This is a genomic window from Teredinibacter waterburyi, assembly GCF_001922985.1.
GTDB classification, from domain to species: domain Bacteria; phylum Pseudomonadota; class Gammaproteobacteria; order Pseudomonadales; family Cellvibrionaceae; genus Teredinibacter; species Teredinibacter waterburyi.
In genome coordinates this window covers 78,786-96,648 of the sequence record NZ_MRUH01000010.1, presented here as the reverse complement: position 1 = coordinate 96,648, position 17,863 = coordinate 78,786, and the positions used below count along the sequence as shown (strand labels likewise).

Below are 17,863 nucleotides of genomic sequence, written 5' to 3'. Positions count from 1 at the left end.
GTCGAAATCGTAACGTTCGGCGTTGAGTCATTGCCAGGCGTCACCACGGCGGCAACTTCCGCTACAGTTGGTGCCACTGCATCAACTAATACACTGGCTAGACTGCCAACAGAATTTAATGTGCTATTAACATCGTTACCTGCGGCATCGCGCAATGTACCCAAATTCGTATCCACAGCGCTCGAAACAGAAATTCCGTCCGTATCCTCATCACCACTTTGTACGGTATGACGAAATACTAAAGCCGACGTTCCCGAACCCGACATATAGCTTGCATAGCGGGTAGTAGCACCGACCGTAAGCGTTAGCCTTGGCGTGCCGCCGCCAGTATTTACAGTAATATCTTCATCAAAATTGACCGTAAAGTCTAAGCTGTCATTCGTTTTGTAAGTGGCATTGCCTGGCGCGGAAACAGATGTAACGGTAGGGCTCTGGTCATCGCTAATAACCGTACCGGTACCGTTATTGATAGCGCTAGTCGCACCCATTTGTGTTCCATTTCCGATCGTCACATCGGTATCGCCATCCACGCTTAGTATGATGGTATTGCCATGTGTTAAACCGGTGTTATCGTTGTAGTAACCGTTCACAGTGTAGGTTTCGCTACCGCCATCGGTTATTGAAATACTCAGCCCAGAAAAGGTCATAGTATTGGCGCTTGCGTTATAGGTGCCCACCACATTCGATGCGTCGTTACCATTTAATCGCCAAGTAACTTTTGCCCTTTCTGCATCGGTAGACGTTCCGCTTACGTTTAGAACAACTTGCGATACGTTCATGGCTAGGCCGTCGCTGGTACCGGTATCCCCTAAGGTGAAATCGAACAGGTCGACCGCCTCACCCACGGTATCTATGCTATAGCTCAAACTAATAGGTTCATCTACACCTCCTGCCGCTACCAGAGTTCCGTCGCTATCGGGAACCACACCTGTTAACTGGCTACTATTCGCCGCGCTTAATCCGCCCGAGGTAGCTTGCAGATTAAAGTTTTCACTACTGCTGCCAGAGGCGGTATAGGTGATTTGCATACCGGTGAAGGTGGACACACCGGAACTCGGTGTGAGTGTGACTGTGGCACCGCTGCCATCGGTATCGCCCGTGGCCGACATGCTAGCCGAGCCAGCCCCGTTGACCTCGGCTAGGTTAATGCCGGTGCTGTAACCGGTGTCGACAATATTATTCCCATCACGAGCAGACACTACCGGTACCACGGAGAAACTTGTAGCTTCACCGCTGTTTACAGACAAAGGTGCTGGCTGGGTATCAAATACCAACGTGGTTGCGACTACATCTGAAGTTACAGAATTCGCATCAACCGTTGCAAGGTCTGTGCTCACGCCATCCTGATCATTTGCAGTCAATGTAAAGCTCTGCTGATCTGTAGTGGCGGTGTAGTTAACAGCTGTAAACGTGGCCACACCGGTAACAGCAGCTACGCTATTCCCCGTTAAGCTGCCCGCACTCGCCTCGGTTAATGTAATGGTTTCGGTGAAATCCACATCTGTGTTGCCGAACGCATCTTGCGCCGTGATTACAGGCTGCGTACTTAATGCACTGCCAGATACAGATCCAGCAGGCTGAGTGGTAAATGCCAACGCTGTTGCGACCACATCAAAGGTGCCGCCCGCACCATTGGTAACAGGACTAGTAGCTGCCATTTGAGTGCCGGAGCCACCAACCGTAAGGTCTGTATCGCCATCAACACTTAAAATAAAAGTGGCGTCTTCGGTTATACCCGTGTTGTCGTTGTAAAAAGCATTAACGGTATAAATCTCGCTTGTACCATCAGCCACGGAAATAGACAGGCCAGAAAAGGTAATCGTATTTGAGCCGCTGTTATATACACCGGTAACGTTTGTTGCATCGCTGCCATTTAGCCGCCACGTTACGCCCGCCCTTTGTGTGTCAGTGGATGTGCCAGACACATTCACTATTACCTGAGAAACAGTCATAGCATTGCCATCGGCACTGCCAACATCTGTTAAGGTAAAATCGAACACATTTACCGCTTCGCCGACGCTATCCACGGTTGTACCTAACCCGACGGGTTCAAATACGCCGCCTGCGGCCGTGAGCGTGCCATCACTGTCTGCGACTACTGCGCCAACATCTGACACTACAAAATCATCCATACTGACGTAGCCGGAACCATCCTGAACACTAATATAGACTTTTGAAACACCAGTTCCAAAGCTTGATAGGTTTAACGTAGCTCCTGAAATATCACTTAACGGGCCACTTGAAACATACCCGCCTACATCAGAGGTAACGATAAACGTATCCGTTAAACCGCTCACGTTATAAACGTAGAGAGAACCTGGAGTAAACGTTTCCCCACCACTAAACTCTAGCGTAATCTGACTCTCACCATAGCTTGAATATGCACGACCAAAAGACGCACCGGTACTAAAATCTGCCCCGTCAATAACTAACGTATAGCCACCAGCACCTCCTACCTGAGCATTTACTGAGCTAGCGTCCCCAGTATAACTACCGGCCACAATGACTGTAGAAAAATTTATTGTCCCGTTGAAGGCTAACACGTGAGAATAATCTAATAACGCAATTTCGCTAAACACATGCGAACTATCAACATTACCTTTTTTGATTTCTAAATCCCAATCGCCAGATAAATGCGCACTGCCCGTTAAATCATTTGACGCGGCCACATCCACATGCGCTTCTCGCGATATGAGTTCAAGTAATTCTTCACCGGCTTCAGATTTGGCCAGACTACAACCATAGAAAAAGATATCCGCCCCATTGTTAAGCGCAGCATCAATACTGGACAAGGTATTAATTTCGCTTCGGAGTAAAGCCTCTGTCACCTGGGTACTGCCTAAAACAATTTCGCCATCAGATGCATGAGTAACAATATGAAGCGCTTGCAGCAAAGTGTAATTTTGTAAAATATTCTGTAACTGTACTAAACCATCTTCTCCGGATTTAATTTCGTGCGCCTCAACACCGGGTTTCAAATCTTTGTAAAATGTACTTTTATCTTCTACTGCCTCATCAATAATCACCAGCTCTCGAATAGCACTATATTTTTTCAATTCGACAGAAGAAAGAGCTTGGTTATTAGAGCTTTGCAATAATAAATCGTCACGATTTTCACTCGATACATAAGGGCGAACCAAGGTAAGCGCTTCCACACCCGCCATCTCATGCCTCATGGAGTCTACCGTGATCGCAGAAGTGCCCGCAGTCTCATGGGTTCCTACCATACTCAAATCACCTTGCCCTACCTTACCTTGCTGATTTTGTCTTGAATAAGTTCGGGTATATGCGCCACAGGTAGACGCCAACACTGGCGCACTCAATACGCCTAGCGAAAACATAGCTGAGGCAAGGCCATTCAACACGTGATTATTCATACAAAATCCTTAGATAAAATTTACATAACTCTATGTACTAGCTTAACAATCACTCTTGGTTACAATGCAACTTGCGGACGTACCCGCTGAGTCTTGCCAAAAAGCCATTTCGCTATATTTTTTAAAAAGTTCGGGAGGTAAAATACTGCGCCTAGGACTGAAAGAGACTTGCTTTCTTACCGTATGCAACCCTTTCACACCTACCTGACCGTCAAACTCACTGGCCTCGTACTCGACATTATTAAAATCGTGATCGAATACTGGCTCCTCAACAAATTGATACAACAGTTCCATTGTTCGCGCGGGAAACTGTGTTAGCAAATCGTAATCAACAAGTAACAATCGGTCTGAATACTCCCCATAAAACGCCTCTTTAAGTGCTGTCCAAGCACTGCCAAACACACCGGCATGACTAGCTAGCAAGTCGCAACGTGAGTACACAGTTTGCCTTGTTTGCGGCGAATACATACGGCTGTAATCAAAGGGGTTTTTTCGATAAATACTTTCAAAGCTATCCATAATCCATGCGGGGTTCCGCACACAACACACCACTTTAAAATCATCAAATAATTCAACCAGTTGATGTAAGCGTGATGACCACGCTCGGCTGGTATCAAAAATGACAGTTTTGTTACTATCGATTTGCTCTTGGTAGTAGGCGTTAAATACCGCGCTACAAATCGCTTTGCGTTTTTCGGTATTAAAAAAGGTGTAGAACTCGCTACCCGCACCCATTTGCTCTAAGCAACCATTCATAAGCGAACTAACAGGGCTACTCATACCCGCGTGAAATGAAGGGTTTTGACGTAATAGACCCGCAAGTAACGTAGAGCCCGAACGCGGCAGGCCGGAAATAAAATGGGTTTTAAACAAGAGGTAATTCCTAACTAAACGATATATAGATTTTTATGGTGACGGATATGCCAAACTTGCAATACAGACAGTATTGCGGACGACTACAACCACCCAAGCACACCATCAACGAATGGGTTCTGCAGCCGAGACTAGCCTCTACGGAAAAGTCTGCGACTCAATAAATATAGACCGCATTGAAGGGTTAGCAACTATTATTCGAAACTAAAAAGGCCGCCCATTTTGGGGCCAATAAAAGCTAAATACTTCACGTGAATACGCCTTAAGGGCCATAGCAGGATACATCCCAGCTTAAGCCTGCAATGAGGCGTTGTGTAAAATTGCACTAATCGTTATACAATCGGCCACTATCCGCTAATTAAGACCACAAGCAATTAAACACAAAAATTTGTGCGAAAATCACGCAGCTCAAAACAAAAGGTTATTCTAGATGTTTGGAACGTCCCGCCCCCACTCCGCGTAGAAAAACGCCATCGACAATCCTTGCCAAATTGGCTCCACTCTAACCCTGCTAGCACTATCTTCAATAGCATTAGGGTGTTGTATTGCGCAGCCGCAAAAACACAACAAACTTAGGTTATACACCTCAACAATTATCTAAACATCCATCAACTATTAGTATTGTTTCAATAAAAAAGGGCTCTTAATAAGAGCCCTTTCTATTTTTCAGCTTGGGAACTTACCCAAACAGTTTCAACTTAAAATGCTAACTATACGCCACCGATAGGTTCACCGGACGGTACTACGCTAGGTTCAACAGTGGGCTCCAAACTGGGCTCTACCGTTGGTTCTAATGTTGGTTCTGGCGTTGGCTCTGAGGTTGGCTCTGAGGTTGGTTCAGGAATCGGGTCGACTATTGGCGCCTCGCAGACGCCTGCATTGTAATTACCCACTGTGCGTATGATATCGCTTTCGGCGGGCTCTACTCGCTCGCCTTTTACGAGACTTGATATTACTCGGTGAACGAGGTTATCCAATCGCGTAACAACGTAACAGATAATACTAGGCTCTTGGTGTGAACCACCCACACCGGAATCATCCGTTAAAAACATATAGCGACTCTGAGTTAGCGCTGCAGTACCACGCATCAAAAATTCCGCTACATCTTTAACACCACTGGCCGCCACAGGCGCAATGTGTATTTGATTTTCCCGCGCCATCAATGCCCAGTCCCATGTCACCATAATATTTTCGTCATGAGGTGGAGCATCAGCTACTAAAAGCAGCGTTTTAACAGCATCTGCACGCCAATCATAATCTAACATTGCGAGTTCGAGAGCTTGGTCCATCGCTTCGGGATAATCGCCGCCGCCAGTTGCAACCTGTGCATTCAAATCATCCTGAATCGCTTCAATATCATCTGTTAGCGCAAAAGATCGCGTTACATAGGTATCGCCGATATCGCGATACACAATCAAGCCTACCCTAATATCTACCCCAGTATTTTCTGAAGATACTGACGATAGAATGCTGGTTAACTCGGCCTGTAGATACTGCAATTCGTCTCGCATGCTTCCGGTAGTGTCAATCACGAGCAATAGATCCAATTTGTCGACCGGCCCTGGCGACAGCATTGGCAGTGTTAATTCTACAGATCGCGCTTCACCAAGATTGGCTAGTTCTACGGTTTCGGAAATCAATACATCATCTGCAGCATTTGATGCGGTGATGTCAAAAACATCTGGCAGCTCATCGATTGACGGATAAAGTACTGTTTGCCCATTGGCTACGGTGTAGAGGGTAAACAAGGTTGTATCGTTCTCGCTGATAACTACTTTCGCGTGATGAAATGCAGTGCCTTCGCTATCCACAACTGTAACGGTAATGGCCTCGTTAATATTAAGGAATGGCATTGAGGTTACATCGTGACTTTGCAAATAGTCGCTCACGTATTCAGCGTAGAGCGTTGGGTTCAATAGATCATCGTAATCACCCGCCGTTAGTAAGCCAGCCTGCGGTTGGCCGCTGCTACTTGAGCTAGACGTGCTACTAGAACTGGTAGAAGTAGAACTGCTTGAGCTACTTGAGCTACCACCTGAACTGGACGAGCTAGCCGCACCGCCACCTGAACTAGATGAACCACTGCTTGTACTAGGCGTACCACTGCTGCTTGAACCGGTCGAGCTCGCACTAGAACTGGAAGAAGAACTACTGCTAGAGCTAGCGCTTGTACTCGAAGTACTGCTGCTGGTACTGGAGGCACTGCTACTGGTACTTGATGAAGAGCTGGAGCTGCTACTGGTTCCACCACAACTACCGACAAGACTCCACGAGTAATCGCTACCAGGTACAGATCGGGTGTACCACTTAGCTTGATAGAGAGCGGCCATATAGACCATGCGATCACCGCTATTGGCGTGGTTAGGCGTTCCGCCAGCCCAGTCCGCAGCCGTCCAGTTAGGGTAGACATTCACATCTGTGCAGTCGACGCCACCCGAGCTAGATCCGCTGGAGGAACTAGATGTACTAGAGGAACTAGAGCTAGTAGATGAACTGGAACTTGTAGACGAAGTTGAACTGGAAGATGTCGAACTCGTCGACGACGTACTTGAGCTTGAACTCGATGACGATGACGATGACGATGACGATGACGATGACGATGACGATGACGAGTCTGGGACATTCGAGCTACAGAGATTACCGTTTAGCGCAAACCCTGAAACGGTTGTTGTAGAAGAACCGCTACGGACGCCATTAAAGCCAAAGCTTACGCGTCCGTCGTAGGCTGAAATTGTACCATTCCAATAGCTGGCAACGTTGGCAGCAGTATTGGTTGTACCGTCACTTGTAAAGGTTGCGTTCCACCCAGAACTGATTGTTTGACTACTATTCCAAACAAGTTCATAGCCAGAAATGGGCTCTGCTGTTTTGTTGGTTACGGTTAGGTTCGCCTGAAAGCCAGAGCCCCAATCGTTCACAATATCGTAATCTACATGACAGTAATCAGATTCAACTGCCTGTGCGGTTGACGTTAAACTACCAAGCCCTAATAGGACAATATGCGACGCCGTAATGAGCGCACGTCTAAATTTATTTCGAGCGTTTTCCATCAGACTCTCCTTGAAATTGATGTATCGTGAGGTACGCAGAGCGATGCTCTACATTATTTGAATAGCGTTTATTTTTATGTTTCAACTAATGCGATTTAAAATAAAATTAATTAGATAATTAAAATAATGACATTAATGTTTCAGCCGATACAGCGCGGGACACTAGGACCAAGGCTTACACTAAACTTAGTCTGACATGTTAGCCCGTAGAATAATGGCGACAGGTCACAATTAGTCGATAAGGTTTGGAAGGCGGGCTACTATGGCGCAAGCGACAACATTAAAATAGAAGCGATACCGCCGTTGTGGCAAGTTATACTTTTTAAAATTAATTTTCCGAAAGGTGATGCGGAAGAGTGTCACCCCCTTCCGCTATTTAGCGCAAGAATCAGCTGTAACTACTTAATATTAAAAATCATCCCACCAGGGTATGAGCTGTATTTTTTCTGCTAGAAAATCGATAAACACACGCGTTTTATTCGGTAGGTTTTCTCGTGTAGGGAATACCGCATAGATAGATATACTCGAGGTTTTTAAGCCGGGAAAGAGATTCACGAGCCTGCCCGCCGCTAGATCTGCGCCGACGACAAACGTTGGCATCCGAGCGACTGCCGTACCCGAAAGTACAATCTCTCGAATAGCTAAACTGTTGTTAGCAATAATACTCGGCGCAACCTTTACCCTAGTGCTGTTATTTTTAGCATCTTTAAAATGCCATTCCACCGGAGAGGCTTGGAAGCGATAGCTGGCCACACGGTGTGGCGGCACTCCCATGGCGTCGGGGGACGACGGGCAGCCATATTGCTTAATATATGCCGGTGATGCTACCACCACATGATGGCATGGACCGAGGCGCTTCGCGGCAAGTGATGAATCCTTTAGATCTGCGATACGAATAGATAAATCAAACCCTGGCTCAATCATTTCTATTTTTCTATCGTCGAAATTTAAATCTAATTGAATGCTCGGGTAACGCTTTACAAACTCCCCTACAAGCGGGGCGATATGTAGTATTCCAAACGACATAGGCAAATTCACATAGAGACGCCCTCGCGGCTCACCGCTGAGTGAAAGCACCTCGTCCACGGCCTGATCGATATCGTTCAAGCTAAGGCTACAGCGTTTAAAAAACTGCTCTCCGGCTTCGGTTAAGCTCAAGCGACGAGTTGTACGGTTTAAAAGTTGAACTCTCAGGCGGGCTTCTAGCTCCGTCATTTTTTTACTAATCAACGATCGAGAAGTCTCCAGTGTAGCTGCCGCCAAGGTAAAACTACCCGCGTTCACTACCGCAACAAATACTTTTATCTCTTCAAGCATCTAATCGCCCTCATTTGTTCGGTTTTGCGAACAATCTTATTCCATCCGCCACGATTATCAACCATACGTACTTCTATAAGATGCGAACATATTTGAAAACGACTCAAATCGCGAAGAATACTAAGGAGCTAGCCGTGGCAAGTGCAACCCAACAAGCTACAAACAGAGCATTACCCGCTAACAACTATCTACCCCCAACGACTCGTGCCGGCACCGTCAACTTGTCGTTGCTTGCGGGAATGCTCTATTTAGCCATCATCTTATCTGGGGCATGCGGAGAACTTTTAATTCGAACTTTGTTAGTGGATACAACAAGCTCACTGCTTACCCTAGAAAATATCCAAACCAATATCGGCCTATTTAAATTAATCTTTGTGTTAAATACCTTAATGGTGTTATGTGATATTACACTTGCGGTTTTACTCTACTATCTATTGACGCCCTACTCGCCAATCTTGGCGACACTCTCACTCGTGTTCCGCCTTTGCCAAGCGTTTATTCTATGCATCAACGTGCTCGAATATTACTCACCGGCGCTACTTCTTGATAGCTCACTAGCAACGGTTATGTCTAAGCCGCAAATCGCTGGGAAAGTTGAACTAAACTTTTCCATGTACAGCTACGGCTATGATTTCGCCTTGATATTTTTCTCTCTATCTAATTTATTTCTTGGCATGGCTATTTTAAAAACCAAATGGTTTTCCAGTGTTATCAGCTATGGTCTTTGGCTTGCTGCTGCAGTCTATATGTTTGGTAGCATTTCTCGATTTATAGAGCCTAACCTCGCCGAAAGTACGAGTAGTTTGTATTTAATCCCATTTGTCGCAGAAGCTGCGTTCTGCGCGTGTCTATTATCGACAATCCGAAACAAGCAAGGAGACAAAGATGATTACCAAAAATGAAACTACAACACTCACCAAAAGTGATAATATCAGAACAAGTCAACTACCAGTGGACGCGCAGTTTCTTCGCCGCTGGTCACCGCGAGCTTACGATAACTCAGCACTCCCCAAAAAAGATTTAATGACCCTGTTTGAAGCCGCTCGCTGGGCACCTTCCGCGTATAATGTTCAGCCGTGGCGTTTTATCTATTCAATACGTGACGACGATAATTGGAATTTATTTTTGTCACTACTTGATCCGTTCAACGCAGAATGGGCAAAGCGCAGCGGCGCTTTAATATTTTTAGTGTCAGACACCCAAGTTCCGAACAGGAATCCACCAAAGCCATTCCCCTCTCATAGTTTTGATGCGGGTGCCGCCTGGATGCAGTTAGCACTTCAGGCCCAAAGTCTTGGTTATCAAGCGCATGCTATGGGTGGAATACTACATCAAAAAATTGCCGCCGCGTTAAACATACCAGAGCGTTTTAAAATCGAGATTGGGATCGCAGTAGGCCAGATGGCTTCGCCCGACATTCTGCCGAAAAGTTTAAAGGAGCGTGAGCAGCCGAGCACTCGACTACCACTAGAGCAATTGATTTTTAATGGTGTGTTTCGCTCGCTCAAGCCTGTTGAGGTGAACAATGAAAGCTAACCAATTAGCGACCAAAGCAACCGCCATACAACGCATGGCCTGCAACTCCGCTTTGTTACTCATCGCTAGCGGGGTTCTTGTTGGACTGGGCTTTCCGTTAGCAAAACTCGCCACACAATCACCTATGCCTGCACCGCTATGGGTAATGTTAAATTCGATTGGCGCGAGTATCGCATTATTTATGGTGCTAATGTCCAATCGAGGGCTTCGCTGGTTTAGTTATCACGAGTTTAGATATGCTGTTATTTCTGGACCAATAACATTTGCTGGGCCAAGTATCTTGGTGTTTACCGTTGTCCCAGAAGTTGGCGCAGCCTTTAGTGGGATTCTATTTTCTCTCTCGCCGCTATTTACACTTTTATTTGCACGAATATGTGGGGTTGAGCGACTCAGCGCTAGAAAATCGCTGGGTGTAGCTATAGGTTTATGCGGTGCTGTTGGGATTAGCATTTCTAAAGGTGCGATTTCACCCTCAGGGCAGTTTATATGGCTCGCTTTAGCCTTTAGTATTCCCATTCTATTGGCCTTTGGGAACTTATACCGCACACTGGACTGGCCCGAAAATTCGCCACCTGAACTATTGGCATTTTGGAGCCATATTGCTTCATCAATAACGTATTTAGCTCTCACCTTACTCTATCAATGGCTACCCTTTGCCGACAAAGGAAGCTTCTGGACCAGCTTAGTCAGCGATCTAAGCCTAGGGCAGTTAATCCTTGGCGGACTAACTGCGCCGTTGGTATTTAGACTGCAGCGCATCGGTGGTCCAGTAATGATTAGTCAAATCGGGTATGTGGCGGCAGGTACAAGCATGGTCATTGCAACGCTTTTTTTAGCTGAGCGTTACCCACTCTTTAGTTGGTTAAGTACTACAACTATATTTGTAGGCCTCGCGATAACAATCTCTGCAAGCCAAAACAAAACCTAACTATGGTTTTGTACACAAAATCATCATAGCATTCGCGAAATAAGTCCCGCCTAAAACCTGCGGCCCTTTAGCTTTAGATAAAGTCATATAGCGTTTCATAGCAGCTGGCTAACCTGCGCCAAGCTTACGCAAACGCTTCTGCCAAAACCCTAAACTCCACGCCAAAACAATACACTTTTTCGTTCGATCTTAACGAGGCGAACGCACTAGGCCTTGCCAACGCTTAGATTTAGCGCAGACCCAGTCATATACAGGACTGTTCTGATCGTTATCTTTGTAGGGAGGGAACAAGTATGAAGACGTTTATCTTTGGGTTATTGATCGGCCTATTTAGCGTGATTGGCGTACAGCAATTTTTACTGCATAAAGACAACAACCTATCCGTCCCAACGAGTAACGGGATTACCCGTACCGAGCCTGATAATTTAAATTCATATGCGAACACAGCAACCCAAAAGGCTCGACACCCAAAGCCTACTCTCGCTAACGCCTTGTTAAGTCCGAATGAAAATCTGACCGCTTCCAATCATAACCAAGCAACGGCCGATATGGCTTCTACGACTCCCGACTCGGCTAAATTAAACGAGCAAAGGGCTGCTCTTGACGTCTACGAAGTGCTCACCAAGAACATTTCCGGAAAGTCGGCTGAAGACGTATTAGCTACCGTTCAGTTGGCATTTTTATCGGGAGAGAACGACGGTGATCAGACAATAGAGCAAGAAAACGCGATCTACGAAATGTTTAACGGAAAGGAAAGCATAGAACCTCCGCTCTATGTGGAATGTCGCGATCGAAAATGCCGTATTACCTTCCAATCAAGAACACGCAATCACGCAGCATCTATTCAAGACGATATTTTTTCACTGATCCAGACCAACTCATCCACAGTGCCACAGCATCTCTTTGTTGATGCCAATTCTGATGAAGATCAATTGGTAATTTATCTACTCGATGAATTCCCTAGCTCCGGATAATTTTAATCACCAATAGCTTTACGGAAAAAGGACACTAGGAATTCGCCGACCATAGTGTTCTACCAAGGACGGCAGTAGAAACACCAAATAGGCGTTCATAAAAGTTTAACCAAAATTTAATAAAACTTAGGAGATACCATGAAAAGGTTTTTGTTATTTTTATGTAGTATTACTTTGTTAGCGGTTAGTGCCGTCGCGTTCTCTGCCGATATTGTTGTAGCGACAAAAAATACTACTCACAGTCAATGCAACTGGAATATCATTTATCAATACCCAGTATATGCTAACGGCTATATGGGAAGCGTTAGCTATTCAACACTAAGTTGTAATGGAATTTCTGAAACACTTGCCTATAAAAGTATTCAAGATATCGGCGGTAACTACTCTTGCTATATGGGGCTAACCAACAATTCAACGGCAACCAAAAGCGGCACTAATTGCAACAATATTTCCATATTGCACGAAGACGTCTGGGCTAGCCCTCCACCAACGACTTGCCAACTTTCTGGCAAGGCGGGGTATTTTTACGGCTCGGCAGCGCCGTCTAATGTGTCTAGTGTCGCCGCGAGCGCATCAGCTTACTGTTCGCCAGAATGTGGCATTAATGTATTGCCCTATAATGGCGGTGAAGGACATCTGGTGTATTGCGCCAGTCAGTAGTTAGGCCTCAAAGACAAGTACAACAGCGATGAGGGGAGAAAGTCACTCCCCTCATCGCCTTACCTAAAACACATTGCCTGCTTAGTAGCGTACGATCAATACACGTAGCGATAAGCACAACGAAAAGGCTAAGTAATGGTCCTGAAGCAGACACTTCTGCTACCGCCGTAATCCATTTAACTTGTAGTGCTATCCTGAACAGACAGCTGACAAGTATCCTCCAACAAAGGTACGGATTTTATAACTCCACGCAGCGTCATAAAGCGTAAGTGATTACAGCTTTGCTCTAACACTTGGCCGCGCTCTACTTTTTTATGTCCATCTTCCAGGTACCGAACTGTTTCCGAGGTCGCTGCGTCTGCGGTTGCTTGAATTGATTCAATAGCCAAAGCTAGTTGAATACTCTCTAAAAACATTCCCTGTATCGCAGATTTTAAGTTTTCGCTGTCATTTCGTGCCCAACACTCAAATGCGCTAATCTCTTTGCACTTTTGCGAGCGAACAATCTCCACTGTAGCCGTTTGCAGTGGCGTTTCTGTCTGCAACACCGAATAAACCCGTACTTCATTCTGGAGTATCAAACTTTCTTCAGATTGCGACATAATCAAAACTGGGTATACCGCCGCGTATAGCGGACCGGCAACTTGATTTGGGTCGCTTAACTCAGATTTGATGAGCGAAATATCATGATCATTAACCGATACCTTTTCATCACTTAACTCTAAGCCTTCCACAATATATCCGTCGCTCAGCAATGGATATTTTTCAAGAACCAGATCCGCAGCCGTTCGCCGACGTTCATTTTCTTTCGCCGTTACACTACCTTGGACAATAGCGTGCACTAAAATAGCGGCTAAAAAACTCGCTCCGCTATAGGCAGGATACATTACGGAACCATAGTTAGGGCTGTTTGGATCAGTTGCTATAGCCCCCATCGTAGGAATTAACTCTGAGTCGGCAAATACTATTTCGAGACTAGCCAATTCGTCTATTGAAGGGATCGTCACCTCTTCAATAGACGGGGCTGTAAGTCGATCACTAGCATCTTTTGTAGAAGTAGAAGCCCCACAAGAAGCCAAAAATAACGCGGTAAAAGCAATTATTATTTTCATCGCTGCATCACGCAAAGCCGCTATTCTACGGCATCTGCACTTGTCGGCGAGATCCCCGTATCGGCAGCCTCAGTAACCGCAACTACAGAATCTTTAACTTGGTCTTTAGCGGCTTCTATAGCTTGATAATAAGCATTTGTCATGCCGGGGTACTCTGGTGGTTCTTTCCATTCGCCTTCTGACATTTTCGCTGCGACTACCGGCTGATAAATCGTGTACATATTAGTATTTAGATCAATCATTCTTACCAAGCCTAGAACTTTTGCCTCAGGGGCACCTTTGGCAATATAGCTCGCATAGTTACGCGTTAAACCAGCATAATTAAAGTTAACAACAACCAGGTAGTCCACATTATTTTTTGTTCGGTAGATCGAGTAGTCACGCTTGGCGCTATTAACGATCTCTGACTTAATTTTAGGGAGTTTGGACTCATCCTCGTATTCTTCTATTACGTTCGCATCAAAACCCTGAGATTGCAAAGACGCGACGACGTCATCACGTACAAGGCTTAGATCGGAAGCATCGAGAGTTTTAGCATATGCCGACAAGCTGGCGTTAGCCGTGGCTGCTGTAGCGAGGCAAAGTAAACAGCTCGCACCAGGATAAGTCATGGTCGGTGTGGGAATAGGGCCCACTACAACACCAACTTTAGCCCCTTGCTCAATTGTAGAATAATTGAATGCAACAGGTTGTTGAATATTGCCTGCGCAACCTGTAACAAGAATAATGAGTGCTAGAAATGATAGTTTGATAGCTTTGATCACAATGAAATGCCCTTTAAGTTAAATACTCCAATCAGAAACAGACTGAGTTTGGCGCAAAAATTAACATCCATATTTCAAAAAGTCAAACGCCTTATTTAAATTATCACCATCACTAGTGGATGGCCTGTATTTATTGTTGAGAGGTCAGTTAAGTACGTGCTAGACAAACAGTTAAATGTCTAGCACCGCCATTCTGCGACCCAATCACAAAACTCCTCTGCCGGCATAGGTTTCGCTATGCCATAACCCTGAACAAGATCACAGCCAATTTCGCCTAGCACTTTACAATGCTCAACAGTTTCCACACCCTCGGCAATCACTTGACGGCGAAACGCGTGGGCTATGCCAATCACGCCCTTTACGATGGAAAGATCTTCTGGGTCTACCAGCATGTCACGGATAAAGCTCTGGTCTATTTTAATCGTTTCGACATGTAATTTTTTTAGGTAACTAAGCGACGAATAGCCGGTGCCGAAATCATCTAACGCAAAGGTCACGCCGAGCGATTTCACTTGGCGGATGACCTCAGAAACTTTTTCAATATCATCAATTGCACAGGTTTCCAATATTTCTAACTCAAGACGTTGCGGCGAAAAATTTGGGTGTTCAGATAATATTTTTTGAAGACTTTGATGGAAATTTTGCTGCTGTAGATGAATTGCGTCTATGTTAACGCTAACGTTAGTTTTTACACCTACACTCTGCCATTTCTCCAGCTGATTAATTGCAGTTGATATAACCCATTCACCAAGGGTGACGCTAAAAATATGATTTTGTATTTTGGGCAAAAAGTCCGCCGGCGGCACTAGTCCAAGTGTCGGATGGTGCCAGCGAATCAGCGCTTCAACGCCGATAACATCGCGCGACGCCGAATTCACTTTTGGTTGGTAGTACAAAACAAATTCATCGCGCTTAAGTGCATCTCGTATTTTATCTAACTCTACAATTTGTTGTTTTATAGTTGTATCGTTTAGCACATCAAAAAGATGGCATTGATTCTTGCCCTCTTGTTTAGCCAAATACATAGCTTGGTCTGCATGCCTTAACAATTGCTCTGCATCAACATTATCATGAGGAAATACCGTGACACCAATGCTGGCCGTTACCGCAAGCTTATGCCCTTGTAGGACAATAGGGTTAGCCGCAGCTTCAAGCAACCGGTGTATCATCGCTTCGCAATCAAGCCCTACTTCCACATCGGTAATCACAGCAACGAACTCATCACCGCCAATACGTGAAAACGTATCGCTTTCACGTAATGTACTCTTCATTTTTTTCGAAATCTCTACTAAAAACTTATCACCAACCGCATGACCGTACCTGTCGTTAATCTCTTTAAAGCCATCGAGATCTAAAAATGCTACCGCTACAGAACTTTGTCGGCGCTGACACTGCGCAATTGCTTGCTCCAGCCGGTCGGCTAACAATACGCGATTTGGGAGCTGGGTTAACGCGTCGTAATTTGCCAACTTTTCTAAGGTTCTATTTTTTTTTGCTAGCTCATCGTTAACCGATTCCAATAGGACCTGCACCGATTTTTGCTCGCTAATATCTTGATATATTCCGGTTAGCTTTGCCGGCACTCCATTTTCATAAGTGACCTGACAGGTCAAACGTACATTTATTTTATTGCCTTTTTTGGTAACGGCTCCTAGCTCAACATCAAATCCACTGCCATTTTTAAGGGCATCTCGATACAAGACTTCGAGTCTATCCCTATCACTTGGAGTGTAGTTACCTAGGCCACCTTCTAGTGACGGCTTATATTCCTCTCTGGTTGTTTCGAGAATCCTGAAAACCTCGTCGGTACATATAACGTCCATGGTACGCAAATCAATTTCCCAACCACCTAGCTTGGCAATCGATTGGCTTGCCTCCAAAAGGCTGCGCGTCTCATCGAGTTTTTGTTGAGCAAGCCTCAGTTCCGTTACATCCTGCAATGTACCAACAACTCCACCTAGGTCGCCGTTTGCATCCAGCAAGCTTTCCTCAAACCCTTCCAGCCAACGGGTGCTGCCATCGTTCAGTATGAACCTTATAGTTATCGTCCAGCTTCCCACACTCTCTTTTAATTTTTTGAAATGACTGAATAGTTTGCGTTTATCATCTGAGTGAACCTGCTTAATAAATTCTTTTATATCTAGATATTTTGTATTGGGGTTCTGCTCAACTAATCGAAACATTTCCTTTGATGCAGATACTTTCTTAGTTTTTCTATCAAAGCGCCAACTGCCCATTTTTGCGCGAGATTGTGACTCCGCAAGCAGCTCACCTCTAACAAGAATTTCTTCTTCAAATAATTTTCTTGCCGTAATATCTTGCGCAGCCCCCCGCAACAATATAGCTTTCCCGTTATCGTCGCGCACCGTTTCACTACGTGCATCTATCCAAGATTGGTCGCTGCCATTTACGATTAGCCGGACATCCACTTGATAATCCGTTCCTTCGCGTATGTAGAGATCATGTAGATAGACAAATCGCTCTCTATCTTCTGGATGTACTCGCTGGGCCAACGCCTCAAATAGCGGCGGCCCATCAATAGGATCCACACCAAAAATGCGGTACATTTCCGCCGACCAATGCGCCTGACCAGTTACAAGGTTGCGCTGCCAACTCCCCAGTTTTGCTCGGCTTTGTACCTCCGTAAATTGGGCTTTGTATCCCAACAGGTTATGGCGATCCGCGCGTCGATGACTGCAGCCACGAAAGACACATAACAGATACTCAGGCTCGTTTATATAGTTTTTTAAGGATGTAACGGTAAGTGTGATATAGCGAGAATATTCTTTCAGGGACGTCAGGTTTACATTTGCAGATCCAGCGATTCCAGTGCGTGCCTTTTCGATTAAACGAGCGAAGGTAGTTTGGTCTGCAAGGGAGATATAGTAGCTAAGTTTTTTGACTTTTATCTTACCTAGTGACTCGGCGTCAAAAACTTTTAGGCCAGCGGTATTGATATCGATAATGTCGCCGCATTCAGATAGCAATACTACGCTCTCCTCGACAATTGCTGAGTCAGTACCCTGTAATGCAGGCACTTTGTTGCTGCTAGTGTTTGCCTTAGGTTTGGTTGGCCGCACAGATATCCGTCCCTTTTGCTTTTTACCTTTTGGTAAGGTTCAACTAATTATTTTCTACATTCCCTTCGGGGTAGTTCTTTAGCTACTACTCTAAATATTTTCTGCCCCCACAGCACACAGATTCCCCTTTAGCGAAATATAGTTCAAATAGCTTCGCTTCGACGGTCTTTCGTTAGGCTATGTCGGTCTAGA

Annotated in this window: 12 protein-coding genes; 5 read left to right on the top strand and 7 right to left on the bottom strand. The window is 45.3% G+C overall.

The genetic code is table 11. From position 1 onward, the window contains the following. The 4 genes from IDZ20_RS01280 to IDZ20_RS01265 form a co-directional block, all read right to left on the bottom strand. A partial coding sequence (locus IDZ20_RS01280) for a DUF4347 domain-containing protein (protein ID WP_188149618.1) occupies positions 1–3,377 on the bottom strand: 3,377 nt, incomplete at its 3' end. Between the two features lie 42 nt (positions 3,378–3,419). Next, positions 3,420–4,250 (bottom strand): sulfotransferase family protein, encoded by an 831-nt coding sequence (locus IDZ20_RS01275; RefSeq protein WP_188149617.1) that lies wholly within the window; start codon positions 4,248–4,250, stop codon positions 3,420–3,422. Positions 4,251–4,960: 710 nt separating this feature from the next. Then, positions 4,961–7,300 (bottom strand): cellulose-binding domain-containing protein, encoded by a 2,340-nt coding sequence (locus IDZ20_RS01270; RefSeq protein WP_188149616.1) that lies wholly within the window; start codon positions 7,298–7,300, stop codon positions 4,961–4,963. A 408-nt stretch (positions 7,301–7,708) separates the two neighbouring features. Continuing rightward, entirely contained in the window at positions 7,709–8,617 is a 909-nt protein-coding gene (locus IDZ20_RS01265; RefSeq protein ID WP_188149615.1) for a LysR family transcriptional regulator, read from the bottom strand. A gap of 134 nt (positions 8,618–8,751) precedes the next feature. Between IDZ20_RS01265 and IDZ20_RS01260 the strand changes: the two genes are divergently transcribed. The 5 genes from IDZ20_RS01260 (at position 8,752) to IDZ20_RS01240 (ending at position 12,715) form a co-directional block, all read left to right on the top strand. Then, positions 8,752–9,519, top strand: a complete 768-nt coding sequence (locus tag IDZ20_RS01260) for a DUF4386 domain-containing protein (protein WP_188149614.1) — start codon at positions 8,752–8,754, stop codon at positions 9,517–9,519. After that, a complete protein-coding gene (locus tag IDZ20_RS01255; protein ID WP_188149613.1) occupies positions 9,503–10,153 on the top strand; it encodes a nitroreductase family protein in 651 nt (216 codons plus the stop codon). Before IDZ20_RS01260 ends, IDZ20_RS01255 begins: the two co-directional genes overlap by 17 nt. Further along, a complete protein-coding gene (locus IDZ20_RS01250; protein ID WP_188149612.1) occupies positions 10,143–11,081 on the top strand; it encodes a DMT family transporter in 939 nt (312 codons plus the stop codon). Before IDZ20_RS01255 ends, IDZ20_RS01250 begins: the two co-directional genes overlap by 11 nt. Positions 11,082–11,374: 293 nt before the next feature. Further along, positions 11,375–12,055 carry a hypothetical protein gene (locus tag IDZ20_RS01245; RefSeq protein WP_188149611.1) on the top strand — a complete coding sequence of 227 codons (681 nt, stop codon included), beginning with the start codon at positions 11,375–11,377 and terminating at the stop codon, positions 12,053–12,055. A gap of 138 nt (positions 12,056–12,193) precedes the next feature. Continuing rightward, positions 12,194–12,715 carry a hypothetical protein gene (locus IDZ20_RS01240; protein WP_188149610.1) on the top strand — a complete coding sequence of 174 codons (522 nt, stop codon included), beginning with the start codon at positions 12,194–12,196 and terminating at the stop codon, positions 12,713–12,715. A gap of 176 nt (positions 12,716–12,891) precedes the next feature. On the opposite strand, the gene IDZ20_RS01235 is transcribed toward IDZ20_RS01240, so the two are convergent. The 3 genes from IDZ20_RS01235 to IDZ20_RS01225 all read right to left on the bottom strand — a co-directional run bounded on the left by IDZ20_RS01235 (position 12,892) and on the right by IDZ20_RS01225 (position 17,671). Further along, a complete protein-coding gene (locus IDZ20_RS01235; RefSeq protein ID WP_188149609.1) occupies positions 12,892–13,827 on the bottom strand; it encodes a hypothetical protein in 936 nt (311 codons plus the stop codon). 20 nt (positions 13,828–13,847) lie between these two features. Then, entirely contained in the window at positions 13,848–14,591 is a 744-nt protein-coding gene (locus IDZ20_RS01230) for a hypothetical protein (RefSeq protein WP_188149608.1), read from the bottom strand. A 179-nt stretch (positions 14,592–14,770) separates the two neighbouring features. Next, a complete protein-coding gene (locus IDZ20_RS01225; protein ID WP_188149607.1) occupies positions 14,771–17,671 on the bottom strand; it encodes a sensor domain-containing protein in 2,901 nt (966 codons plus the stop codon). Between the last annotated feature and the right edge of the window lie 192 nt (positions 17,672–17,863).